The sequence below is a fragment of the Streptomyces mutabilis genome (genome assembly GCF_014649815.1).
GTDB lineage: Bacteria > Actinomycetota > Actinomycetes > Streptomycetales > Streptomycetaceae > Streptomyces > Streptomyces mutabilis.
The window spans coordinates 46,399-70,306 of the sequence record NZ_BMTT01000024.1 but is presented as its reverse complement, the minus strand read 5'-3'; the positions used below and the strand labels follow the sequence as shown (position 1 = coordinate 70,306).

General features: G+C 73.6%; 24 protein-coding genes. 13 read left to right on the top strand and 11 right to left on the bottom strand.

What is annotated here, in order from left to right; translation table 11 throughout:
- Positions 1 to 45: 45 nt before the first annotated feature.
- From IE142_RS30910 to IE142_RS30885, 6 genes are all read right to left on the bottom strand, one after another.
- Entirely contained in the window at positions 46 to 534 is a 489-nt protein-coding gene (locus IE142_RS30910) for a DUF3180 domain-containing protein (RefSeq protein WP_191888794.1), read from the bottom strand.
- Positions 535 to 618: 84 nt separating this feature from the next.
- Entirely contained in the window at positions 619 to 1,230 is a 612-nt protein-coding gene (gene folK, locus IE142_RS30905) for a 2-amino-4-hydroxy-6-hydroxymethyldihydropteridine diphosphokinase (RefSeq protein ID WP_191888793.1), read from the bottom strand.
- Positions 1,227 to 1,586: a dihydroneopterin aldolase gene (folB, locus tag IE142_RS30900; protein WP_100047154.1), complete on the bottom strand. Its 360-nt coding sequence runs from the start codon at positions 1,584 to 1,586 to the stop codon at positions 1,227 to 1,229. Before folB ends, folK begins: the two co-directional genes overlap by 4 nt.
- A gap of 239 nt (positions 1,587 to 1,825) precedes the next feature.
- A complete protein-coding gene (locus IE142_RS30895; protein ID WP_191888792.1) occupies positions 1,826 to 2,347 on the bottom strand; it encodes a nuclear transport factor 2 family protein in 522 nt (173 codons plus the stop codon).
- A complete protein-coding gene (gene folP / locus IE142_RS30890) occupies positions 2,344 to 3,258 on the bottom strand; it encodes a dihydropteroate synthase (RefSeq protein WP_191888791.1) in 915 nt (304 codons plus the stop codon). Before folP ends, IE142_RS30895 begins: the two co-directional genes overlap by 4 nt.
- 99 nt (positions 3,259 to 3,357) lie before the next feature.
- Complete coding sequence (locus IE142_RS30885; RefSeq protein ID WP_191888790.1) at positions 3,358 to 5,163, bottom strand: phosphatidylglycerol lysyltransferase domain-containing protein; 1,806 nt, start codon at positions 5,161 to 5,163, stop codon at positions 3,358 to 3,360.
- A 170-nt stretch (positions 5,164 to 5,333) separates the two neighbouring features.
- Here IE142_RS30885 and IE142_RS30880 point away from each other — a divergent pair, with 170 nt between their 5' ends.
- Both IE142_RS30880 and IE142_RS30875 read left to right on the top strand, forming a co-directional pair.
- Positions 5,334 to 6,458 (top strand): alpha/beta hydrolase, encoded by a 1,125-nt coding sequence (locus IE142_RS30880; RefSeq protein WP_191888789.1) that lies wholly within the window; start codon positions 5,334 to 5,336, stop codon positions 6,456 to 6,458.
- A 128-nt stretch (positions 6,459 to 6,586) separates the two neighbouring features.
- Entirely contained in the window at positions 6,587 to 7,774 is a 1,188-nt protein-coding gene (locus IE142_RS30875) for a hypothetical protein (RefSeq protein WP_191888788.1), read from the top strand.
- Between the two features lie 24 nt (positions 7,775 to 7,798).
- Here the strand turns inward: IE142_RS30875 and IE142_RS30870 are convergent, their stop codons facing one another.
- Together IE142_RS30870 and IE142_RS30865 are read right to left on the bottom strand one after the other, a co-directional pair.
- Complete coding sequence (locus IE142_RS30870; protein WP_191888801.1) at positions 7,799 to 9,073, bottom strand: PH domain-containing protein; 1,275 nt, start codon at positions 9,071 to 9,073, stop codon at positions 7,799 to 7,801.
- A gap of 281 nt (positions 9,074 to 9,354) precedes the next feature.
- Positions 9,355 to 9,876 carry a PH domain-containing protein gene (locus tag IE142_RS30865; RefSeq protein ID WP_043371886.1) on the bottom strand — a complete coding sequence of 174 codons (522 nt, stop codon included), beginning with the start codon at positions 9,874 to 9,876 and terminating at the stop codon, positions 9,355 to 9,357.
- Positions 9,877 to 9,907: 31 nt separating this feature from the next.
- Here IE142_RS30865 and IE142_RS30860 point away from each other — a divergent pair, with 31 nt between their 5' ends.
- A complete protein-coding gene (locus IE142_RS30860) occupies positions 9,908 to 11,059 on the top strand; it encodes an NADH-quinone oxidoreductase subunit D (RefSeq protein ID WP_191888787.1) in 1,152 nt (383 codons plus the stop codon).
- Here the strand turns inward: IE142_RS30860 and IE142_RS30855 are convergent.
- Positions 11,024 to 12,115, bottom strand: coding sequence for an SAM-dependent methyltransferase (locus tag IE142_RS30855; RefSeq protein WP_191888786.1), 1,092 nt, complete (start codon positions 12,113 to 12,115; stop codon positions 11,024 to 11,026). The genes IE142_RS30860 and IE142_RS30855 overlap by 36 nt on opposite strands.
- Positions 12,116 to 12,233: 118 nt before the next feature.
- Between IE142_RS30855 and IE142_RS30850 the strand changes: the two genes are divergently transcribed.
- Both IE142_RS30850 and IE142_RS30845 read left to right on the top strand, forming a co-directional pair.
- Positions 12,234 to 13,439 (top strand): sensor histidine kinase, encoded by a 1,206-nt coding sequence (locus IE142_RS30850; protein ID WP_191888785.1) that lies wholly within the window; start codon positions 12,234 to 12,236, stop codon positions 13,437 to 13,439.
- A 71-nt stretch (positions 13,440 to 13,510) separates the two neighbouring features.
- Positions 13,511 to 14,185, top strand: coding sequence for a response regulator (locus IE142_RS30845; protein WP_191888784.1), 675 nt, complete (start codon positions 13,511 to 13,513; stop codon positions 14,183 to 14,185).
- Between the two features lie 40 nt (positions 14,186 to 14,225).
- Here the strand turns inward: IE142_RS30845 and IE142_RS30840 are convergent, their stop codons facing one another.
- A complete protein-coding gene (locus tag IE142_RS30840) occupies positions 14,226 to 15,332 on the bottom strand; it encodes a DUF5937 family protein (RefSeq protein WP_191888783.1) in 1,107 nt (368 codons plus the stop codon).
- Between the two features lie 161 nt (positions 15,333 to 15,493).
- Here IE142_RS30840 and IE142_RS30835 point away from each other — a divergent pair, with 161 nt between their 5' ends.
- Positions 15,494 to 15,709 (top strand): hypothetical protein, encoded by a 216-nt coding sequence (locus IE142_RS30835; protein ID WP_191888782.1) that lies wholly within the window; start codon positions 15,494 to 15,496, stop codon positions 15,707 to 15,709.
- Positions 15,710 to 15,758: 49 nt separating this feature from the next.
- Here IE142_RS30835 and IE142_RS30830 read toward each other — a convergent pair whose 3' ends face one another.
- Positions 15,759 to 16,925 (bottom strand): threonine aldolase family protein, encoded by a 1,167-nt coding sequence (locus tag IE142_RS30830; RefSeq protein ID WP_191888781.1) that lies wholly within the window; start codon positions 16,923 to 16,925, stop codon positions 15,759 to 15,761.
- Positions 16,926 to 17,134: 209 nt separating this feature from the next.
- On the opposite strand from IE142_RS30830, the gene IE142_RS30825 reads away from it, so the two are divergent.
- The 7 genes from IE142_RS30825 (at position 17,135) to IE142_RS30795 (ending at position 23,741) form a co-directional block, all read left to right on the top strand.
- On the top strand, positions 17,135 to 18,154 hold the full coding sequence (locus IE142_RS30825) for a Rossmann-like and DUF2520 domain-containing protein (protein WP_191888780.1): 1,020 nt from the start codon (positions 17,135 to 17,137) through the stop codon (positions 18,152 to 18,154).
- Positions 18,151 to 19,152, top strand: a complete 1,002-nt coding sequence (gene panC / locus IE142_RS30820; RefSeq protein ID WP_191888779.1) for a pantoate--beta-alanine ligase — start codon at positions 18,151 to 18,153, stop codon at positions 19,150 to 19,152. The genes IE142_RS30825 and panC overlap by 4 nt, the downstream gene beginning before the upstream one ends.
- Positions 19,149 to 20,882 carry an L-aspartate oxidase gene (locus IE142_RS30815; RefSeq protein ID WP_191888778.1) on the top strand — a complete coding sequence of 578 codons (1,734 nt, stop codon included), beginning with the start codon at positions 19,149 to 19,151 and terminating at the stop codon, positions 20,880 to 20,882. The genes panC and IE142_RS30815 overlap by 4 nt, the downstream gene beginning before the upstream one ends.
- Before the next feature lie 5 nt (positions 20,883 to 20,887).
- Positions 20,888 to 21,868 carry a carboxylating nicotinate-nucleotide diphosphorylase gene (gene nadC, locus IE142_RS30810; RefSeq protein WP_191888800.1) on the top strand — a complete coding sequence of 327 codons (981 nt, stop codon included), beginning with the start codon at positions 20,888 to 20,890 and terminating at the stop codon, positions 21,866 to 21,868.
- 5 nt (positions 21,869 to 21,873) lie between these two features.
- Complete coding sequence (locus tag IE142_RS30805) at positions 21,874 to 22,671, top strand: type III pantothenate kinase (protein ID WP_043371905.1); 798 nt, start codon at positions 21,874 to 21,876, stop codon at positions 22,669 to 22,671.
- Between the two features lie 243 nt (positions 22,672 to 22,914).
- Positions 22,915 to 23,541, top strand: coding sequence for a hypothetical protein (locus IE142_RS30800; protein WP_191888799.1), 627 nt, complete (start codon positions 22,915 to 22,917; stop codon positions 23,539 to 23,541).
- Positions 23,542 to 23,564: 23 nt separating this feature from the next.
- Positions 23,565 to 23,741: a hypothetical protein gene (locus tag IE142_RS30795; RefSeq protein WP_107478769.1), complete on the top strand. Its 177-nt coding sequence runs from the start codon at positions 23,565 to 23,567 to the stop codon at positions 23,739 to 23,741.
- Positions 23,742 to 23,908: the final 167 nt, after the last annotated feature.

Genomic DNA, 23,908 nt, shown 5'->3' with positions numbered 1-23,908 from the left:
GGTCGCCGGGCGCGGAGCGGTCAGGTCAGGCGTGGTCAGAGGTGGTCAGGCGGCCGTGGCCGCGCCCGGGTGGTCGTCGTCCTCGTCCTCCGGGAGCTTGCAGACGCGTTCCAGGAAGATCGCGGCCGCTATGACGGCGACGCCCGCCAGGACCGAGAAGCCGGCGTAGGCGGCCTGGTCACGCCGGGGCGGGACGTCGAGGAACTCCAGCAGGAAGACCCCCGTGCCGCCGTACATCCCGGCGACCAGGGCGGCCACCAGGGCGCTGGCCTGGCCGAAGACGACCGCGCGGGCCGCCATCATCGGATCGACGCCCTTGGCGCCGGGCACGCGCTCCCGCTGGGCCTTCAGACGGGCGCGCAGCGAGAGAGCGGTGGCCAGCAGGATCACGGCGATCAGCGCGAGGACGACGGGGGCGGCCAGGGGGACGCTCGGGAGGCTCCCGATCGAGTTCCACAGGCGGGCGCCCGCCCAGGACAGGATTCCGGCGACGAGGAAAACGCCGGCCAGCACCCTGATGCGCAACTCTTTCACGGTGTTCGGGTGTCCCTTCGGTTCCCCGGCGTGGCCCTCGGCCTCGTCGTCGGCACGGTCGTCCTGACCCGTCGACCTTAACGACTATTCGGGCAGCCGGAGTTCCAGGTCGGCGCGGGGCGCGACACCGTCCCGGGTGACGGCGTCCAGGAGGTCGGCGACCGGGCCGTGTCCCGGCAGCTGGGCGTCGGGGTCCACGTCGTGCCACGGGGCGAGGACGAAGGCGCGTTCGTGGGCGCGCGGGTGGGGGAGGGTGAGCTGCGGGTCGTCGGAGACGACGTCCGCGTAGGCGACGATGTCGACGTCCAGGGTGCGCGGGCCCCAGCGCTCGTCACGGACCCGGTGGAAGGCCTCCTCTACCGCGTGCGCCCGCTCCAGCAGGGAGGACGGGGGCAGGGTGGTCTTGAGGATCACGACCGCGTTGAAGTACGCGGGCTGGCTGTCCGGGGCGACGCCCCAGGGCTCCGTCTCGTAGACCGGCGAGACCCCTTTGACTCGCACGCCCGGGGTGTCCTCCAGGGCGTCGATGGCCCCCTGGAGGGTCTCCAGGCGGTTGCCGAGGTTGGCTCCGAGGGCGACCACGGCGCGCTTGGGGTTGGACAGCGTGGTGTCGGCCGCGTCGACCTGCTCGATGACGGAGGCGGGCACCGGCTGTACGGTCGGGTCGCTGGGGCCCTTGGAGAAGGGGGCGCTCATACACGGCTCCGGATGATGGTGACGGTCACGTCGTCGAAGGGGACGGTGATCGGCGCGTCCGGCTTGTGGACGCAGACCTCGACCTCCTCGACCCCTTCGTGCTTCAGGCAGACCTGGGCGATGCGCTCGGCGAGCGTCTCGACGAGGTTGACGGGCTCTCCCTCGACGACGGCCACGACCTCCTCGGCGACGATGCCGTAGTGCACGGTCTTCGCCAGGTCGTCGTCGGCCGCGGCCGGTCGGGTGTCCAGGCCCAGGACGATGTCCACGAGGAAGGTCTGGCCGTCCTCGCGCTCCCGGGGGAACACACCGTGGTGCCCGCGGGCCTTCAGGCCGCGCAGCGCGACACGATCCACGCGAATCACTCCTGCAGTCGTCGGTCTCGGCCGGTGCGTACCGCGTGCGGGCGGTACGGCGGCCACAGTCGAATCTACCCGCGGGCACCGACAGCGCCGGGCCACGGGGTGGGCGGGGGCGGGCGGACGCCGGGAGGTTTCATCCCGTGTTTGCCCTGGCGGCCCCGGTGGATCACGGGTTGGTAGCCGCCCGTACCCGGTGGTCCGTGATTCCAACCACTCCTTGCGTCTTCCGGGGGTCACCCGGACCGGTCAGGGGGTGTGACCTCGGGGCCCTCGTCGTCGTCCCCGGTCTCGGTGAGTACCGGGGAGGCGTGGTGCGACCAGAGCTTCCAGCCGGCGGGCGTGCGCCGGTACGTGTTGCTGGCGACCACGAGCTGGCCGACGAGCGGGCCGAGCTCGTCGTCGCCCTCGGGGGCGGGACCGCCGCTGAGGATGTTCTCCGTGCAGGTCACCAGGGCGGTGTCACCGGTCACGGAGACGTGCACGTCGGTGAGGAAGAACTGGATGTAGTCGGTGTTCGCCATGATCAGGGCGTAGGAGCGCAGGACCTCGCCGCGGCCGGTGAGGACCGGCCACCCGGGGTGCACGCAGGAGACCACGCCGGCGTCGGCCGGGTCGTGGTACGACTCGTCGATGCCCAGGTCGGACGGGGTGAGCCAGAACTCGGAGACCTTCTCGAAGTCACCCTGCTCCAGTGCCTCGTAGAAGGCGGTGTTGGCCGCCTCGACCTGCTCGACGTCGATGTGCGGGGCGTTCACCGGGCTCCTTCCGGGGCCGTGCCGTCCGTGCCGCCCGGGTTCTCGTGCGGGGTGCGCGCGCCTTCGACGGCGCGGGCCACGCGTACGGCGTCGGCGGTGGCGCGGACCTCGTGCACGCGTACGGCCCACGCGCCGGCGTGCGCCGCCAGGGCGGAGACGGCGGCGGTGGCCGCGTCGCGCTCCCGCGCGGGGGGCGGGGTGGCGTCTGGGCCGGCCAGGACCCGGCCGAGGAAGCGCTTGCGGGAGGCGGCGACGAGGAGGGGGTGGCCGAGGGCGTGGAGGCGGTCGAGGTGGGCGAGGAGGACGAGGTCGTGCTCGGCGTCCTTGGAAAAGCCCAGGCCGGGGTCGACGACGACGCGGTCGGGGGCGACGCCGCCCCGGAGGACGGCTTCCACGCGCGCGCGGAGCTCGTCGACGACCTCGGTGACGACGTCGTCGTAGGTGCCCCTGACGTTGCCGCCCTCCAGGAGGCCGCGCCAGTGCATGACGACGAAGGGGGCGCCGGCATCGGCCACGACGGGGATCATGCGGGGGTCGGCGAGGCCGCCGCTGACGTCGTTGACCAGGGCGGCGCCGGCCTTGAGAGCCCGACCGGCGACCGAGGCCCGCATGGTGTCGACGGAGACCGTGACACCCTCCGAGGCCAGTCCGCGCACGACCGGGACGACGCGGCGCAGTTCCTCGTCCTCGTCGACGCGGGTCGCGCCGGGGCGGGTGGACTCGCCGCCGACGTCCACCAGGTCGGCGCCTTCGGCCACCAGGTCCAGGCCGTGCTTGACGGCGGCCGTGGTGTCGAAGAAGCGGCCGCCGTCGGAGAAGGAGTCGGGGGTCACGTTGACGACTCCCATGACCGCGCAGCGGTCCCATGCGGTCAGTCCCGCGAGGTGGCGGCGGGCGGTCTGCTTGCTCATGTGTTCAGCGTAGGCCCAGTGGGGGGTGGTGTTCGCCGCTGCCTCCGGCGGTGGGGCGGGGCGCACGGCGGGCGCCTTTGCCTCACCCGCCGTGCCGCGTCACGCCGCCCGCGCGCCCCGTTCCCACACCCCGCGCGGGCACGGCCGCCGCGCGGGCGTGCCGCGGCGCAGGAACCGGGGGAGTGTGAGGGCGACGAAGCCCTCGGCCTGCATCGCGGCGAAGCCGATGCGAGGGAGGTCCGCCGAAGCGCGGTAGACGACGAAGCGGGGTTCCCAGCGGGGGCGGAACTTGGCGTTGAACTTGTACAGGGACTCGATCTGGAACCAGCGGGAGAGGAACACCAGCAGTCCGCGCCAGGCCCGCAGCACGGGCCCCGCGCCGATCTTCTCGCCGCGGGCGAGCGCCGCGCGGAACATGGCGAAGTTCAGGGAGACGCGGGCGATGCCCAGCCTCGGGGCGGCCTGGAGCGCGGCCGCGATCAGGAGCTCGTTCATGCCGGGGTCGGCCGCGCGGTCGCGGCGCATGAGGTCCAGGGAGACGCCGTCGGCGCCCCACGGGACGAAGTGGAGGACCGCCTTGAGGCCGCCGTACTCGCCGGGCTCGGCGTCCTGCTTGTGAGCGGTCGCTATCAGGCAGTCGCCGTCGGAGGGGTCGCCGATGCGGCCCAGGGCCATGGAGAAGCCGCGCTCGGTGTCCGTGCCGCGCCAGGCGTCGGCGGCGCGGCGGACGCGGTCCAGTTCGGCGTCGGAGAGGTCAGCCACGCGCCGTACGCGGGTCTCGTAACCGGCGCGCTCGATGCGCTTGACCATCTGGCGCACGTTGCGCATCGCGCGGCCGGCGAGGGAGAAATCCGCCACGTCCACCACCGCCTCGTCCCCCAGTTCGAGGGCGTCGAGGCCGGTCTCCCGGGTCCACACCTCGCCGCCGGTCTCGGAGCAGCCCATGACGGCGGGCGTCCAGGAGTGGGCTCGGGCCTCGTCCATGAAGCGTTCGATGGCGCCCGGCCAGGCCTCCACGTCGCCGATCGGGTCGCCGCTGGCCAGCATCACGCCGGAGACGACGCGGTAGGTGACGGCGGCCTTGCCGCTGGGGGAGAAGACGACGGCCTTGTCGCGGCGCAGCGCGAAGTGGCCTAGGGAGTCGCGGCCGCCGTGCCGGGCGAGGAGGGCGCGCAGGCGGTTCTCGTCGTCCTCGGTGAGGCGGGCCGCCGGGTGTTCGGGGCGCAAGGCCAGGTAGATGGTGGTGACGGCGGTCAGCAGGCCGAGCGCGCCGAGGGAGGAGGCGACCGTCCAGGACGTGTGGCCCCGGTAGTCGACCGGGCCCTCGACGCCGAACAGGCCGTACAGGACGTGGGTGATGCGGTCGGCCAGGCTCGGGTCGCCGATCATGTGGTGCGGGTGGGCGTTGACGACGATCAGTCCGAGCACCAGGGAGCCGGCGGACATGAGGACGAAGTTGGCCAGTGCCCGCCAGCGGCTGCGCGGGTCGGGGAGCGCCGCGAACTGGTCGCGGTGGCGCAGGAGGGGCGCGAGCAGCGCGAGGGAGATCAGTACGCCGAGGAAGGAGTGGCGGTACGTGAACTGCGCGACGGCGCCGAACGGGAGCAGCGCCACCGCCGCCCGCCAGGCCCTGCGCTTGCGGCGCTTGAGACCGTGGGCGAGCAGGAGGAGCAGGACGCCGGCGCTGAGGGAGAGGGCCGCGGCGAAGGGGCCGAAGGAGCCGGGGAGGACCTCGGCGAGGGCGTGCATCCGGCTGTGCCGGAAGCACGGGAAGACGCCGGCGGCGATGTCCAGCAGTCCCACGAGTGCGCAGGCGCGGCCGACGAGGAGGGGGACGTTCTCCGGGCGGGGGCCGCGCAGTACTCGTCGTAGGCCGGTGGGCTCGGCCGGAACCCCGCCCGACATTTCCTCATCTGTCCTGACAGACATCGCACCTGTGGTTCTGCGAGAGATCGTGGATCCGGGCCCGTTTCGGGCATCCGGCGACATTGCGCCCTCTAGGACGATGCCTCGGGTGGAGAGGTTCACTCCGCCTGTCGGAAAGCCCCACGGAAAGCGCAGGCAGGTAGCAACGCATGGGTCTCACGAGCGACAAGGTGCCGGCGCTGGCGGTGGTGTCCGGCGTGCTGCTGTTCGTCGGCACGGTGTGGCTGTGGCCACGGCTGGGCCGGCGGAGTGTGCGGGCCGTCCTCGGGCGGGTGGGGCTGCTGTCGGCCACCCAGGTGGCGGTGTTCGCGGCGGTGGGGCTGGCCGCCAACCAGGCCTTCGGGTTCTACGGGAGCTGGGCCGACCTGTTCGGCCGGGAGGACGGCCAGGGCGTGGTCGTCGACCACTCCGCCGGCGGGGGCGGGCCGCTGAGCGTCGTCGGCGAACGGCGGGCGACACCGACGGGCGGGGGACGGCCGGAGGCCGCCGGGCGGGTGCAGGAGATACGGGTCGTGGGCCGTACGACGCGGATCGCGTCGCCCGCGTACGTCTATCTGCCGCCCGAGTACTTCCAGGCGCGGCACCGTGCGCGTACCTTTCCCGCCGCCGTCGTCCTGACCGGTTATCCGGGGACCGCCTCGGCGCTGGTGGACAAACTCCGCTATCCGCGTACGGCGTTCGCCCTGGCCGAGGCGGGGCGGATGCGGCCGATGATCCTGGTGATGCTGCGGCCCACCGTGGCGCCCCCGCGCGACACCGAGTTCGTGGACGTGCCGGGCGGTCCGCGGACGGAGTCGTTCTTCGCCAAGGACCTGCCCGAGGCCGTGAGTGCTCACTGCCGAGTGGACGAAGGGCGGGGGAGTTGGGGCGTCGTCGGCAATTCGACCGGTGGCTACTGCGCCCTGAAGCTGGCCGTGCATCATCCCGAGGTGTTCGGGGCGGGGGCCGGGCTCTCCGCCTACTACGACGCGCCCAGCGACCCCACCACGGGTGATCTCTTCCGGGGCGACAAGGGGCTGAGAAACCGGGCCAGCCTGTGGTGGAGCGTCAAGAACCGGCCAGGTCCGGAGGCTTCGCTGCTGGTCAGCAGCAGCAGGTCCGGTGAAACGAACTACAAGGACACGCTGAAGTTCATTGATCTGGTCAAGGAACGGAAGCCGACGCGGATCTCCTCGATCATCCTGGAAAGCGGCGGACACAACTTCAATACCTGGCGGCGCGAGATTCCCGCGACGCTGCAGTGGCTCAGCGGCCGGATCGGCGAGCGGCCATAAATGATCTTGAACTAATTCGGCCCCCGGTGGCCGCGTGGAATCCCGGTAGCGTGTGAACGCCTGGGATACGGCTGTGTTTTTGCGGGGCGGGGCGCCAAGAATCGCCTACGCGCGGTAAGTTTCTGGCCATGCCACGTGGACGTCACCGCCATTCCCCGCCCCTGCACAGACTGCTTCCTCCGTCGGCGATCGCAGGCGTCTCCGTCGTCTGCGCCCTCGTCCCCTGGGTGTTCAGCGAAGCGATGATCTTGCGCTCACTGGCCGCGGCCGCCGCGGTGACGGCCGTCGTCGGTGCGGTCGTCATGCGGCACTGGGACGCGCAGGCGGGCAAGCGCGTCGCCGACCTCATGCGCGCGCGTGCGAACGACGAGTGGCGCTACGAGGAGCGGGTCGCCGAACTGGAGTCCGACCTGGAGGAGTCGCGCGAACTGCGCCAGAAGCTGGAGCAGCGGCTGCGGGCCAAGCGCACCGAACTGACGGGGCTGCGCAACGAGCACGCTGCCCTTCTGCGGCGTTACGCCACCGCCGAGACCGAGCGGGCCAGCGCGCTGGAGGGCCGTCGGCTGCTGGAGACAGAGGCCGTGCCGCAGGCGCCCGCGCTGCCGCCCGCCCGGCCGGCACCGGCGGAGGAGACACCCGTCGAGGAAGCCGTGGCCCGGGAGGCGGTGGCCGACGGGACCGCCGAGGACGTGCCCTCCGTCTTCTCGCCCGGGGGCTCCCGGCTCTTCCTGCGGGCGAACGCGGCACTTGCCCGCTTCACCGGGGACGTGCCCGCCGACGACCGTGGCTCCGGTGCGGGCGGCGACGGCGATGACGACGGGAACGGCGGGGGCGAGCGCGTGGCGGTCGACGAGACCGCGCAGGACGACGGCACCGCGCGGAAGGACGAGGCGCAGGGGCAGCACGAGGCGGCCGACGGACACGAGCGCACCGCCGCCGCCTCCCCGACCGCCCGTCCCGCGCAGCCCACTGAGCCCACCGGGCGGGCCACCGGTCGCTTCTCGGTGCCGGCCGCGGTGGCCGTCGTACCGTCGGCCCCGGCCCGGCGCCCCGTCGTCGAGGGCGGCTTCGACTTCTTCGGCACCAAGAACGACCAGGACGGCACGTCGTCGCCACAAGCCCTGAAGACCGTCCAGAACGAGGACCTCTCCGACGTGGTCGGCCAGGAAACCCCCGCTCTGCACAAGGCGGAGGAGGAGGCGGTCTTCAAGCAGGCCGGCGAGGAGTCCCGGGGCGTGGGCCAGGTCATCGACCTGACGGCCCACGACGAGACGGAGCAGATCGACGTGCAGGGGCTGCGCAGCGCCGTGTCCTGACCGGGCACGGACGGGCGCGGGACGTCAGGCCATCCACCGGTCCGGCAGCGCGTCCCGACGGCCGGTCCGGGAGCGTTCCGCCTGGGCCCGCAGCAGTTCCGCCGCCTCGTCGGCGTCGCGCAGGCGTGCGGTGACGGTCTTGTTCGCCCCCGTGTCCACCCGTACGTCGGCCAGCCGCAGCGCCCGCTGCCACGGCCCCTGGGTGCGGCGCACGCTCTGCACCTTCGCGTGCGGCACCAGAGCCAGACTGCGGCTGAGCAGCCCGTACCGGGCGGCGAAGACCGTATGGGTGACGGCGAGCCCGTAGCCCCGCCACCACAGCGGCCTGCAGCGCGCGGCCCGGCGCGGCGGGCGCGACAGCGCCGGGCCCGCCGGCACGGTCACCCCGGGCAGCACGCGCGCCACGACCGACTCCGCGATCCCGCGCGGGGCGACCGGGATCAGCACGGAGTTCGACGACCCGGCCACGTCCAGCTCCACCCGCACCCAGCCCCGCCGCCGCCACAGCAGCGGCTCCACGATCCGCACGGTCTGCACCCGGCCCGGCGGCACCGTCTCGTGCGCGCGGTCCAGCAGTCCGTGGTCGAGGCGGAGCCCGTCCGGGGACTCCGCCACCGTCCAGTCGTACTCCCCGACGAACCGGCCCGCGCTGCTCGCACCCGCGGCGCCCAGCAGCGGCAGGGCGGTCGCCAGCACCGTCCACAGGTTGTGGGTGGCTAGCCACAGCAGCGTGGGTACGAGGGCGGCGGCGATCAGGGTGCCCCAGGTCGCGCCGGTCAGCAGCAGGGCGACGGCGAGCACGCGCGGCGGCACGCGCAGCAGTTGCCGGGAGGGTGCCTCGCCGACCTCGTGCGCGGTCTCGGGTGCCAGTCCGGCCGCGCGGGCGAGCAGTTCGGCGCGCAGTGCGCGGGCCTCGTCGTTTCCCAGGAAGGCCAGTTCGTCCTTCTTGCCGGTGCCTATGACGTCGAGTTTGAGTTTGGCGACCCCCGCGACGCGGGCGAGCAGGGGCTGGGTGACGTCGATGGCCTGGACGCGTTCGAGCCGGATGTGGGCGGTGCGGCGGAACAGCAGGCCGGTGCGGATGCGCAGCTCGGTGTCGGTCACCGCGTAGTGGGTGAACCACCAGGTCAGGAAACCGTACAGGGCGGCGGCCGGGATCAATAGGGCGAGGCCGAGCAGCAGGTGGGTCGTGGTCAGCCGGGTCAGCTGGCGCTGTGCCTGGTCGGGATCGTGCACGGCCCATCCGACCAGCACGGCCACCGGCGCCCACGCCCGCCGCAGGGGCGTGACGGGGTGCAGTCGGCGCTCGGCGAGTCGGTCGGGGGCCGCTGAGCTCGTGCTCGGTACCTCCTGTCCGGGGGCTGGGGAGCTGGTTCCGGCTTGTTCCCTCCCGGACGCTGGGGAGCCGGTGCCGGCTTCTCCCTTTCCGGACGCCGGGCAGTTCGTGCGCGCTTCGTCCTCCCCGGGCGCCACGGAGCGCCTGGCCGCCGGGCCCTCCCCGGGCGCCACGGAGCCACCGCCCGCCGGGTCCTCCCCGGGCGCTACGGAGCCCCTGGCCGTCTCTTCCTCCCCGGGCGTCGTCACAGCCCCGCCGATCGGGCCTCGCCCAGCTCGGTGAGCCGGTCGCGGAGACGTTCCGCCTCGGCCGGGTCGAGGCCCGGGATGGTCGCGTCGGTCGCGGCGGCGGCCGTGTGCAGCTGGACGCTGGCCAGGCCGAAGTGCCGCTCGACCGGCCCGGAGGTCACCTCGACCAACTGCATGCGCCCGTACGGCACGACGGTCTCCTCCCGCCACAGCACGCCCCGGCTGATCAACAGGTCGTCGGCGCGCTCGGCGTACCGCCAGGACCGCCAGTTGCGCTCCAGCATCGCCCATCCCCACACCGCCAGGCCCAGCGGCAGCAGCGCGAGAACCGCCCACGCCGGTCCAAGGAACAGTCCGGGCAGCAGGCCCGCGGCAAGGGTGAGCAACCCCAGCCACACCACCAGCAGCAGGCGTCGCATGCGCAGCAGTCCCGGTGGCAGGCCGGTCCACACCGGATCGTCCCGCGTGGCCTTCGCCGTCCCGGCCGCGCCCGTGTCGTCAGGGCTCCCCGTCTCCATGGAGCCAGCGTACGTAGGGGAGACTGTGTGCATGACTCCCACGACGGAGACCATGGTCGGCATCGGCGGCGCCGCGGAGAGCACCGACATGGTGCTCAACATCGGGCCCCAGCACCCGTCCACGCACGGCGTGCTGCGGCTGCGGCTCGTCCTGGACGGCGAACGCATCGTCCACGCGGAGCCCGTGATCGGCTACATGCACCGCGGCGCGGAGAAGCTGTTCGAGGCCCGTGACTACCGTCAGATCATCGTGCTCGCCAACCGCCACGACTGGCTGTCCGCGTTCTCCAACGAGCTCGGCGTGGTCCTCGCCGTCGAGCGCATGCTCGGCATGGAGGTCCCCACGCGCGCGGTGTGGACGCGCACGCTCCTCGCCGAGCTGAACCGGGTGCTCAACCACCTGATGTTCCTCGGGTCGTACCCGCTGGAGCTGGGCGGCATCACCCCGGTCTTCTACGCCTTCCGCGAGCGCGAGGTGCTCCAGAACGTCATGGAGGAGGTCTCCGGCGGGCGCATGCACTACATGTTCAACCGCGTCGGCGGCCTCAAGGAGGACCTGCCGGCCGGCTGGACCGCACGCGCACGCGGTGCCGTCGCCGCCGTGCGCTCCCGCATGGACGTCTTCGACGACCTGGTGCTCGGCAACGAGATCTTCCGGGGGCGCACGCGCGGGGTGGGCGCCCTGAGCCCCGAGGCCGTGCACGCCTACGGCGTCAGCGGCCCGATCGCCCGCGCCTCCGGCGTCGACTTCGACCTCCGGCGCGACGAGCCGTACCTGGCCTACGGCGAACTCCAGGACACCCTGAAGGTCGTCACCCGCACCGACGGCGACTGCCTCGCCCGCTTCGAGTGCCTCCTGGAGCAGACGCACAACGCCCTCGACCTCGCCGACGCCTGCCTGGACCGCCTGGCCGAGCTGGAGCCCGGACCGGTCAACCAGCGACTCCCGAAGGTGCTCAAGGCGCCTGAGGGCCACACGTACGCCTGGACCGAGAACCCGCTCGGCATCAACGGCTACTACCTCGTCAGCAAGGGCGAGAAGACCCCGTACCGGCTGAAGCTGCGCTCGGCCTCGTACAACAACATCCAGGCGCTCACCGAGCTGCTGCCCGGGACACTGGTCTCGGACATGGTGGCGATCCTCGGGTCACTCTTCTTCGTCGTCGGGGACATCGACAAGTAGGGCCTCGGCGTCGAGGGACCCGACCGGCTGGAGCAGCCACCGGAAGTCGCCGAGGCCGCCCGCCGCGGTCAGCTCGGCGGCCTCGGAGGCGCTCGCCAGGGCGCGTACGTACGCCGTCGGGTCGGTGGAGGCCAGCGCGAGCGGGGGGCGTACGCCTGTGACGCCGAGGGCGCGCAGGACCTCCCGCTGGGGGCGCGACAGCGCGTCGGGGAGCGTGCGCCCCGGAGCGCGCTTCCCGACGGCCTCACACGCGTCCAGCGCCACGTGCGCGGTGATGTCGCACGACCCGTCCGGCACCGGCGGCGTCTCCCGGCCCTCCCGGAAGCCCGTGAGCGTCCCGAACGGCGGGCGGGTGTCCACGGTGTGCGCGTAGTCGGCGGCCACGGCGAGACCGGCGTCCAGCGCCGCGACGGCGCGCGCCCAGGCGACGTCCCGGGAAAGCCCGATCTCCGCCCGGCGCCCTTCCTCGCCGGTCAGCGGCCACCACCGGGCCAGCCATTCGGCCTCCGCTCCGGCCACCGGCTCCCCGAGCCGCTCGGTCCCGTCGTCCCGGACGAGCACCCGCCGGGCCAGCCCCGCGCCGTCCACCTCGGCCACGTCCACCGGCACGTTGTCCAGCCACTCGTTGGCGAAGAGCAGCCCGGTCACCCCGCGCGGCGGCTCGGCCGACCACTCGATCCTGTGGTCCAGCCCGTCCGGGCGGCCGGCGATCTCGACGGCGTACGCGCGCGTGCGCGCCGCCACATCGGCGGGCAGCGCGGCCAGCACCCCCGTGACCAGTTCCCCGCGGCCGGCCGCCATGTCCACGAAGTCCAGCGACGCGGGCCTCCCCAGCACCTCGTCGATCCGGCACAGCAGCCGCGCCACCGCTCCGGCGAACAGCGGCGACGCATGCACAGACGTCCGGAAGTGCCCGGCCGGTCCCTCCGGCGCGGTGCGGTAGAAACCGGCCGTTCCGTAGAGGGCGTCCTGTGCTGCTTCCCGCCAGCCCCGCCAGCCCCGCCGGTTCCCGTGAGTTCCCGAGGCCCCTGTGGCCCTGCTCGCCCCTGCTGTCACAGACCCAGGCTAGGGGCACTGAGGAGCGGAGCCTCCACCTTGCGGAGTATGCACGGAGGCTGCGGATCGGCCCTCCGGTTGACCCCTGCACCTATCGCACTTCCCTACGCTGGGTTACGTGCAGCGCCTCTACGCCTTCATCCGCAGCCACCCGACCGGGGTCGACTGTTTCTGGGCCCTCGTCCTGTTCGGGATTTCCCTGGTGTCCCTTACGACCCCGCAGCCCCGGAGCGAGGGCACGGACACCACGGCGCTGCTCCTCGGCTTCACCGTCCTGCTGTGCTTCGTGATCGCGCTGCGACAGCGGATGCCGGAGAAGATGCTGGTGCTGGCCCTCGCCCTCGGCGCGGGACAGCTGGTCCTGGACGTCTCCACACTCCCGGCCGACTTCGCCTTCCTGGTGATCATCTACACCGTCGCCGCGACCGGAGCCCGCTGGGCCTCGCGGACCGCGCTCGCCGTGGGCCTGTGCGCGGCGCCCCTCGCCCAGCTGCGCTGGGCCGACGGCGGCCTGGGCATAGGTGCCAACATCGCCATAACCGTGTTCCAGGCGGTGCCCTTCGCCCTCGCCTGGGTGCTCGGCGACTCCGTCCGCACCCGCCGCGCCTACTTCGCGCAGCTGGAGGAGCGGGCCGCCCGGCTGGAGAAGGAGCGCGAGGCGCAGTCCAAGGTGGCGGTCGCCGCCGAACGCGCCCGGATCGCGCGCGAGCTGCACGACGTCGTCGCGCACAACGTCTCCGTGATGGTGGTCCAGGCCGACGGTGCCGCCTACGTCCTGGACACCGCCCCCGACCAGGCGAAGAAGGCCCTGGAGACCATCTCCTCCACCGGCCGTCAGGCCCTCGCCGAGATGCGCCGCCTGCTCGGCGTGCTGCGCACCGGCGAGCACCAGGAGGCCGGCGAGTACGTCCCGCAGCCCGACGTCCAGCAGATCGAGGACCTCGTCGAGCAGTGCCGCAGTTCCGGCCTGCCCGTCGACTTCAAGGTCGAAGGCACCCCGCGCGAGCTGCCCAGCGGCGTGGAGCTCACCGCGTACCGCATCGTGCAGGAGGCGCTGACCAACACCCGCAAGCATGGTGGCCCCAACGCGGGCGCGAGCGTGCGGCTGGTCTACTTCGACGACGGCCTCGGGCTGCTCATCGAGGACGACGGCAAGGGCGCCCCGCACGAGCTGTACGAGGAGGGCGGCTTCGACGGCCAGGGGCACGGCATGATCGGCATGCGGGAACGGGTCGGCATGGTCGGCGGCACCCTGGACGCGGGACCGCGGCCGGGCGGAGGATTCCGGATCAGTGCGCTGCTGCCGCTGAAGCCCGCACCCTGACGGCCGCGCACGTGCGCGCGTACCGCGTTGACACCTGTAAGACCCGTAAGACCTGTGAGGAAGAGGCCCGGATGACGATCCGCGTAATGCTCGTCGACGACCAGGTGCTGCTGCGCACCGGGTTCCGGATGGTGCTCGCCGCCCAGCCGGACATGGAGGTCGTCGCGGAGGCGGGCGACGGCGTCGAGGCCCTCCAGGTGCTGCGCTCGACCTCCGTGGACGTCGTCCTGATGGACGTCCGCATGCCCAAGCTCGACGGCGTCGAGACCACCAGCCGTATCTGCGTGGATCCCGAGGCGCCGAAGGTGTTGATCCTGACCACCTTCGACCTCGACGAGTACGCCTTCTCGGCGCTGAAGGCGGGCGCCTCCGGCTTCATGCTGAAGGACGTGCCGCCCGGTGAGCTGCTCGCCGCGATCCGGTCCGTGCACAGCGGGGACGCGGTGGTCGCCCCCTCGACCACCCGCCGGCTCCTGGACCGTTTCGCGCCGATGCTGCCGGCCACCGGCCAACAGCCCCGGCACACGGAGCTCCAGCGGCTCACCGAGCGCGAGCGCGAGGTGATGGTGCTGGTGGCGCAGGGACTGTCCAACGGGGAGATCGCGGCCCGACTGGTGCTGTCGGAGGCGACGGTGAAGACCCACGTGGGCCGCATTCTGACCAAACTGGACCTGCGCGACCGGGTGCAGGTCGTGGTTCTCGCCTACGAGACGGGGCTCGTGCGGGCGGGCGGCGGGCAGGGCTGAGGGGGCCGGCGGGGCCGGTCGTGCTCCGATCGGCCCGCGATCAGCGGAGTATGCCCTCCAGGAAGTCGCTGCCCAGCCGGGCCACCACCGTCACGTCCAGCTGGTGCAGTACGTACCGGCCGCGACGGCGGGTGGTGATCAGTCCTGCCTTCTTCAGCACCCCCAGGTGCCGGGATATCTCCGGCGCGGTCATCCCGTGCGCCTGTGCCAGCTCGCTCGTGGTGTAAGCGCTGCGGGCCAGGTGGCGGCAGATCCGCATCCTGACCGGGTGGGACAGCGCGGTCATCCGGAGGGTGAGCTGCTCGACCGACGGCGGCGAGGCCAGCTCGGGGGAGCCGACCGGGTAGTGCAGCACCGGCTGCCAGTCGTGCCGGTGCAGGACCATCAGGTGCGGCCGGCCCAGGCTGGTCGGGACGAGCAGGAGGCCGCCGTCCCCGGTCGCCGAGCGGCCGTCGCCCAGCTTGTCGACCGTGATCCGCGCGGAGCCCTCGTCCAGTGAGACGGCCGGGGACACGGCGGCCAGCGCCTCGGCGAGGCCCTTGTGGCGCAGCAGGTCCGTCTTGTGCCGGGCGTCGGCCGCGAGTTGGTGGCGCAGCCGGGACCAGGCTTCCGCGAAGAACGCCTCGTCGCAGTCCTGCGCGAACTGCCGCAGCCAGCCGCGGATGCGCGGCGGGTCGGCCAGCAGCCGCTCGCTGAAGCGCAGCTGCTGCGGCCCCCGCGCGGCGGCCAGGTCCAGCGCGCGGCGGCACGCCTCGGGGTCGGTGAGCGCCGAGACGCCACCCGTGCTGTACGGCAGCGCGCAGGTGAACTCCAGCGCCGCGTCCACGAACTGCTCGTCGGACAGCTTGTCGAGCAGGTCCAGGTCCTCGGCGAGGGTGGCGCCGGGCAGTGTGTCGCGGCCCGGTACACCGGCGAAGGGCATGAACAGGTCCGAGAAAGTCGTCCGCCACAGGAAGTCGGCCTCGCACATCCGGTCCGCCAGATGCGAGTCGAGCCGCGCGGTCACGCCCGTCGCCCAGCCCTGCAGGCCCGGATGGTGCCCCGGCTCGGACAGGGCGTGCAGCGCCATGCCCAGCTCGGCCAGGGGTGAGGGAACGACGGCGACCCTCTCCGGCCGCAGCCCCGCGATGTCGATGCGCACGCTCATGTCCTCATGGTGCATCCCGCCACTGACAACGCCGACGTCGATTGACCGCCGCCGTCAATCGACGGGACTGCCGCCTCCCCCGCGGCGCAGTCCGGAGCCACGGGGCAGCCGCGGAGCCCGACTTCCCACTCCTCCGTCCCCCTGGAGGAAGGCGATCCGCCATGAGCCTCACGCAGCAGTACCTCCTCGACACCTACCGCGCCCGGCAGCTCGGCGAGCCCGCGCCGCCGGCGCCCGGCACCCGGGACCGGCAGGTCGTGGGCGAGTGGCGCGACCGCCGCCGGTTCCAGGCCGTGCTCGCCGGCCGCCCCGCGCACGGCCGCTTGCGGCGGGCCCTGCGCCGGTGGTGGTCCCTGCGGCCGCGCGCCCTGGGCTGAACCCGGGGCCGCGCGGGCAGCCCCGGGGCCGACCCCAGGTCACGGCCGGTCAGGCCCTCAGCCTGGCCGCGAAGTCGGTGACCGCCGCCTTGACGTCGGCGGCCGTCCACTCCAGGCCCGCCGACTCCACCCCGACCTCGGTGAAGGCGATCCCCGGACCGCGCGAGTCCCAGGGCCGGGAGAAGAGCATCGTCCCGGTCTCCTCGCCCTGCCGCAGCGCGGCCTCGCCCGCGTCGTCGGCGTCACAGGGCAGCCAGACCTGGAACTCGTGGGTGTGCGGCACCTCGGGGTGCACGCGCGCCCACGGGAGCCCGGCCGCCGCGAAGCCTCCGCGCAACGCGGCGGCCACCACGCGCGCGTGGGCCACGTACTCGGGCAGCCGGGGCAGCTCGCGCTCCAGTCCGGCCAGCGCGGACAGCACCGTGGGGAACTGCTGGAACAGCAGGCCGCCGTACCGGTGCCGCCAGGCCTTCGCCTCCTCGACCAGCGTCCGGGGACCGGCCAGTGCGGCACCGCCGTAGCCCTTGAGGGACTTGTAGAACGAGACGTACACGCTGTCCGCCAGGCCGGCGATCTCGGCGAGCGGGCGGCCGAAGCGGACGGTGCACTCCCACAGGCGGGCCCCGTCGAAGTGGACCACCGCGTCGCGCTCCCGCGCCGCCTCGACGACCTCGGTCAGCTCGTCCCAGGTGGGCAGCTGGAAACCGGCGTCCCTGAGCGGCAGTTCCAGCATCAGAGCGCCGAACGGTTCCTCGAAACCGCGCACCTCGTCGGCGGTCGGCTGCCGGGCTTCGTCCGTCAGCCGCACCGGACGCAGTCCGCCGACCCGGCTGAAGGCGTCGCGCTCGTGCACCTCGGGATGGCTCAGCCCGTGCAGCGCGACGGCCGGGTTGCCGGTGCGGCCCGCCCAGCAGCGCAGGGCCACCTGCTGGGCCATGGTGCCCGTCGGGAAGAAGGCGGCGGCCTCGGTGCCGAGCAGGGCGGCGGTCCTCTCCTCCAGCGCCGCCACGATGCCGTTGCCGTACATGTCGGAGGGCTCGTCGAGGTCGTACAGCGCGGCGGCGTCGTCCAGCAGGGCCATGCGCTGCCGCAGGGTCGTGGCGAAACCCGGGCGCGCCAGCACGCGCCGCGCCTCGCGGTGGGCCGCCACGCGTCGTAGACGCAGTCGCCGGCGCCGTTCCTCGGCCGGTTCGGTCTGCTCTGCCGTATCGCTCATGCCGGGATCATGCCGGGATCACGCCGCGTGGGTCCACGGCCGGTCACCCGGGTTTCCCCACGGTCCGGCACGCGCCGCCGGGTGTGTCCGGCCGCCCTGCGGAAACCCACAGCCTGTGGACGACCGGACGTGCCCCGAACCAATCGCGTTAACATGACGAGAAATCGTCCGGTACCCCGAGCGGACTGGAACGGGAAGGCCGCCGTCGCGTGAACACAACCCCACAGCCAGACCCCAAGGACCGCCCCGCGCGGCTCACCGTAGGCGTCGTCGGCGCCGGACGCGTGGGCCCCGCGCTGGCCGCGTCGCTCCAGCTCGCCGGGCACCGCCCGGTGGCCGTCTCCGGGGTCTCCGACGCCTCCAGACGGCGCGCCGCGGCGCTGCTGCCCGACGTGCCGATCGTCGCGCCCGCCGAAGTCCTCCAGCGCGCCGAACTGGTCCTCCTGACCGTTCCCGACGACGCCCTGCCGGGGCTGGTCACCGGGCTCGCCGAGACGGGGGCGGTGCGACCGGGCCAGCTGCTCGTGCACACCTCCGGGCGGTACGGCGCGAGGGTCCTGGACCCCGCCCTGCGCGCGGGCGCCCTGCCGCTCGCCCTGCACCCGGCGATGACCTTCACCGGCACCCCCGTGGACGTCCAGCGCCTGGCCGGCTGCTCCTTCGGCGTCACCGCGCCCGAGGAGCTGCGGCTGGCCGCCGAGGCTTTGGTCATCGAGATGGGCGGCGAGCCCGAGTGGATCGCCGAGGAGCGGCGCCCGCTCTACCACGCCGCGCTCGCCCTCGGCGCCAACCACCTGGTCACCCTGGTCGCCCAGTCCATGGAGCTGCTGCGCACGGCCGGCGTCGAGGCCCCCGACCGGATGCTCGGCCCGCTGCTGGGTGCCGCCCTCGACAACGCCCTGCGCTCCGGCGACGCGGCCCTCACCGGCCCCGTCGCGCGCGGGGACGCGGGCACGGTGGCCGCGCACATCGAGGAGCTGCGCGCACACGCCCCGCAGGCGGTCGCCGGCTACGTGGCGATGGCCCGTGCGACCGCCGACCGGGCCCTGGACCACGGCCTGCTGAGGACCGAACTCGCCGAGGACCTCCTCGGGGTGCTCGCCGACGGAACCGGACCCGGCGCGACCGGCGGTCCCCACGGCACGACGGGCGACCCCTCCCCGACCGACGACGGTGGCGGGACCACAGGCACCGACGGCACCGACGGCACCGAGGGAGACGCCCGATGACCACCACCACGCCCGTCCTGCTGCGCACGGCCGACGAACTGCACGCGCGCGTGCGGCACGGCCGCCGGGCCGTCGTGATGACCATGGGCGCCCTGCACGAGGGCCACGCCACGCTGATCCGCACGGCGCGCGACCTCGTCGGCCCGGACGGCGAGGTCGTCGCCACCGTCTTCGTCAACCCGCTGCAGTTCGGTGCCGGAGAGGACCTCGACCGCTACCCGCGCACCCTGGACGCCGACCTGGAGATCGCCGGCCGGGCGGGCGCCGACGCCGTCTTCGCCCCTGCCGTCGACGAGGTCTACCCGGGTGGCGAACCCCAGGTGCGAGTCACCGCCGGCCCCATGGGCGAACGCCTGGAGGGCGCCTCGCGCCCCGGCCACTTCGACGGGATGCTGACCGTCGTCGCCAAGCTCCTCCACCTCACCCGCCCGGACCTCGCGCTCTACGGCCAGAAGGACGCCCAGCAGCTCGCCGTGATCCGCCGCATGGTCCGCGACCTGAACTTCGGCGTGGACATCGTCGGCGTCCCCACCGTGCGGGAGGACGACGGCCTGGCCCTCTCCAGCCGCAACCGCTACCTCTCGCCCCGGGAGCGCCGCACCGCCCTCGCCCTCTCCCAGGCGCTGTTCGCCGGCCTAGACCGGCACGCCGCCCAGGAGGCGCTGCGCGCGCGGGCCCGCGAGGTGCCCGCCCCGCACGCGCGTGCCGAGGCGCTGAGCGCCCTGGGCGAGTCCCGCGCGGCGGCCGACGCCCACGCCGTCTCGCACGCGACCCCTGGCACCCCGGGGGCCGTACGCGCCGCCGCCCGCCTCGTGCTCGACGACGCCGCCCGCCTGGACCCCCCGCTGGAGTTGGACTACCTCGCCCTGGTCGACCCGTCCGACTTCACCGAGATCGGCGACGACCACACCGGCGACGCCGTCCTCGCCGTCGCGGCCCGGGTCGGCGCGACCCGGCTGATCGACAACGTACCCCTCACCTTCGGAGCCGCCTCGTGACCAGCACAGGCATACGACTGCACGCCCCGGCGCCGGGCTGGGCCATCGCCGCGGACGTGGTGGTCGTCGGCTCCGGCGTCGCCGGCCTCACCGCGGCCCTGCGCTGCGAGGCCGCGGGCCTGCGGACGGTCGTCGTCACCAAGGCCCGCCTCGACGACGGCTCCACGCGCTGGGCCCAGGGCGGCATCGCGGCGGCCCTCGGCGAGGGCGACACCCCCGAGCAGCACCTGGACGACACCCTGGTCGCCGGCGCCGGACTGTGCGACGAGGAGGCGGTCCGCATCCTGGTCACCGAGGGCCCGGACGCCGTACGCCGCCTCATCGCGACCGGCGCGCACTTCGACGAGTCCACCGAGGGCGGCCTGGCCCTCACCCGCGAGGGCGGCCACCACCGCCGCCGCATCGCCCACGCGGGCGGCGACGCCACCGGTGCGGAGATCTCCCGCGCGCTGGTCGGGGCGGTCCGCGCGCGCGACGTCCGTACCGTCGAGAACGCCCTCGTCCTCGACCTCCTCACGGACGCCGACGGCCGCACCGCCGGCGTCACCCTGCACGTCATGGGCGAGGGCCAGCACGACGGCGTGGGGGCGGTGCACGCCCCCGCCGTGGTCCTCGCGACCGGTGGCATGGGCCAGGTCTTCTCGGCCACGACGAACCCCGCCGTCTCCACGGGCGACGGCGTGGCACTCGCCCTCCGCGCGGGCGCCGAGGTCAGCGACCTGGAGTTCGTCCAGTTCCACCCCACGGTCCTCTTCCTCGGCCCGGACGCGGAGGGCCAGCAGCCCCTGGTCTCGGAGGCCGTGCGCGGCGAGGGCGCCCACCTGGTGGACGCCGACGGCGTGCGCTTCATGCGGGGACAGCACGAACTCGCGGAACTCGCCCCCCGGGACATCGTCGCCAAGGGCATCACGCGCCGCATGCAGCAGCGGAACGCCGAGCACATGTACCTCGACGCCCGCCACTTCGGCGCCGAAATGTGGGAGAACCGCTTCCCCACGATCCTCGCCGCCTGCCGTGCGCACGGCATCGACCCGGTCACCGAGCCGATCCCGGTCGCCCCGGCCGCCCACTACGCCTCCGGCGGCGTCCGCACCGACGCCTCGGGCCGCACCACGGTCCCCGGCCTGTACGCGTGCGGCGAGGTCGCCTGCACGGGCGTGCACGGCGCCAACCGCCTGGCCTCCAACTCCCTCCTCGAAGGACTGGTCTACGCGGAGCGCATCGCCGCCGACATAGCGACGGCCCACGCGGAAGGCACCCTGCACGCGCGCGTACCGGCCGCCCTCCCGCTCCGCGAACGGCCCGAGCACCCCCTCCTCCCGCCCGAGTCCCGCCTGACCATCCAGCGGATCATGACCGAGGGCGCCGGTGTCCTGCGCTCGGCGGAATCGCTCACCCGCGCGGCGGACCGGCTCCACCACCTGCACGCCGAGGCCCGCGAAGCCCTGCACGAGCACGGCAAGACGTCCGAACCGGGCGTGGACGCGTGGGAGGCCACCAACCTCCTCTGTGTGGCCCGCGTCCTGGTGGCGGCGGCGGCACGGCGCGAGGAGACCCGCGGCTGCCACTGGCGCGAGGACCGGGCCGACCGCGACGACACGAGGTGGCGCCGCCACATCGTCGTACGCCTGAACCCGGACCGCACCCTCGCCGTGCACACCACGGACACGCCAGAATTCCCCCCGACGACCCCCACTCCCCAGCCGACGCAGCGCCCCCAGGAGCAGTGACAGCAGTGAACACCCCCGACCTTCCCCTCGCCTCCGGCGGAGGCTGCGGCGACGGCTGCGCCTGCGGCGCGGACACTGACGACGAGACCTACATGGAGTGCGGCCTCGACCCGGCCCTCGCGGCACTCCTCCTGGACTCCGGACTCGACCCGATCGAGGTCGAGGACCTCGCGAACCTGGCCGTCCAGGAGGACCTGGCGGGCGGCGTGGACGTCACGACGGTCGCGACCATCCCCGAGGACGCCGTGGCGACCGCCGACTTCACGGCCCGCGAGCCGGGCGTCGTCGCGGGCCTCAGGGTCGCCGAGGCGGTCCTCTCGGTCGTCTGCACGGACGAGTTCGAGGTGGAACGCCACGTGGAGGACGGCGACCGCGTCGAAGCGGAGCAGAAGCTCCTCTCCGTCACCACCCGCACCCGCGACCTCCTCACCGCCGAACGCAGCGCGCTGAACCTCCTGTGCCGCCTGTCGGGCATCGCGACCGCCACGCGCGCGTGGGCGGACGTCCTGGACGGCACGAAGGCGAAGGTCCGGGACACCCGCAAGACGACCCCCGGCCTGCGCAGCCTGGAGAAGTTCGCGGTCCGCTGCGGCGGCGGCGTCAACCACCGCATGTCCCTCTCGGACGCGGCCCTGGTCAAGGACAACCACGTGGTCGCGGCCGGCGGCGTGGCAGCGGCCTTCCAAGCCGTCCGCGAGCGTTTCCCGGACGTCCCCATCGAGGTCGAGGTCGACACCCTGCACCAGCTCCGCGAGGTCCTCGACGCGGGCGCCGACCTGATCCTCCTGGACAACTTCACCCCCTCGGAGTGCGAGGAGGCGGTCGCCCTGGTCGCCGGCCGGGCCGCCCTGGAGGCGTCGGGCCGTCTGACCCTCGACAACGCCAAGGCGTACGCCGCCACGGGCGTCGACTACCTGGCCGTGGGTGCCCTCACCCACAGCTCCCGCATCCTGGACATCGGCCTGGACCTGCGAGCGGCGGAGTAGAACCCATGCTGCTGACGATCGACGTAGGCAACACGCACACCGTCCTGGGCCTCTTCGACGGCGAGGACATCGTCGAGCACTGGCGCATCTCCACGGACTCGCGCCGCACGGCCGACGAGCTCGCGGTCCTCCTCCAGGGCCTGATGGGCATGCACCCGCTCCTCGGCGACGAACTGGGCGACGGCATCGACGGCATCGCCATCTGCGCGACGGTCCCCTCGGTCCTGCACGAGCTCCGCGAGGTCACCCGCCGCTACTACGGCGACGTCCCCGCGGTCCTCGTCGAACCCGGCGTCAAGACGGGCGTCCCCATCCTCACCGACAACCCCAAGGAGGTCGGCGCCGACCGCATCATCAACGCGGTCGCCGCGGTCGAGCTCTACGGCGGTCCGGCGATCGTCGTGGACTTCGGCACGGCGACGACGTTCGACGCGGTCAGCGCGCGCGGGGAGTACATCGGCGGGGTCATCGCCCCCGGCATCGAGATCTCGGTGGAGGCACTCGGCGTCAAGGGCGCCCAGCTCCGCAAGATCGAGGTCGCCCGTCCCCGCAGCGTGATCGGCAAGAACACGGTCGAGGCGATGCAGTCCGGCATCATCTACGGCTTCGCGGGCCAGGTCGACGGCGTCGTCAACCGCATGGCCCGCGAGCTGGCCGACGACCCGGACGACGTGACGGTGATCGCGACGGGCGGGCTGGCGCCGATGGTGCTGGGCGAGTCCTCGGTCATCGACGAACACGAGCCGTGGCTGACCCTTATGGGGCTCCGCCTGGTGTACGAGCGGAACGTGTCCCGCCTGTAGCCGGCGCCCCGGCGCGGGTGGCGCCGGGGAGCGGGTCGTAGTGGTCGCGGGAGGTGTCCCTGCCGTCCCGGGGGCCCCGGAGGCCCTCAGGGCACCGGGGGGCACGAGTGCCCGCGGCCACGACGGCCGGTCGCGTACGCCGGGAAGGGGACGGGCAGCGCCACACCCCACCCCCTATGCCGTGTTTGTCCGATTAGCGCGTATCGTCACCGCATGCCCACGCCCTACGGATCCCGCGGCGGCATGGCGTTCGGTGCTCAGGAGCTGCGTGTGCTCCGCCGTGCCCTCGCCCTCGCCCTCAAGTCCAGCCCCGTCTCGGCACAGGAGGCGCAGGACTGTCTCCACCTCGCGGAGTCGCTGGACGAGGCGATGCGCGAGAGCGCCAGGCTGCGTGCCTTCCTGGTGGCCGACCTCGCCCGCTACCGCGCCGCCCTGCCCGGCACTGCCACCGGCTACCTCGCACTCCTGGACGAGGCGCTGGCGTCCGGACACCGCCCGGACGCGGACGACCTGGCAGCCCTCGGCGCCCTGCGCGGCAACCCCGCCGCCGCCGCCCTCCTGGCCCGCTGCACACACGCGGCGCCCACGGTGCCCGCGGCGTCACCGGCGACGCCCGCCCCCACGGTCACCCTCCCGGCCGCCCGCACCCGCACCGGCACCCGCCTCCTCCTCGCCCTCCCCGGCGGCCGGCAGTCCGACAAGAAGCCCGCGCAGGACCCGCCGCGGAAGCCCGCACAGGAGCCCGCCCCGAAGCCGGCCCCGAAGCCGACCGCCCCCAAGCGGCCCGTCCCCACCCCCGGCGAGGTGTTCCCCCGCCGCAAGCCGGCCCCGCCCGCACCCGAGTCCCGGCACCACCTCGCGGCCATCTGACACGGCCTGGCTACCCTGGATCCATGGACTACGTCTCCGCGCTCCTGCCCCCGGCCGTCATGGCCGTGTTCTTCATCGGCGTGATCAGGGTGATCGTGAAGACCCAGGGCGGCGCCAACAAGGCCAAGGAGGACGCGGCCGTCGACGCCGCCCTCGCGCGGGCGGAGGGCGCCCGGCCGTCCGCCCGCCCCGAAGCCTGACTGGCGTCGCCCGCTCCACTCCGCGCCCCGGCCGGCCCGCGTACGGCTCCCCGCGACGATCCCGGGGAGTCGTACGCCGCTCTCCTCACCCCTTTCGCACCCGATTGCGGCCGAAGATGCACGTCCGGCCCGTTCCGACACGCCGTGACCCGGATCTCCCACTATCG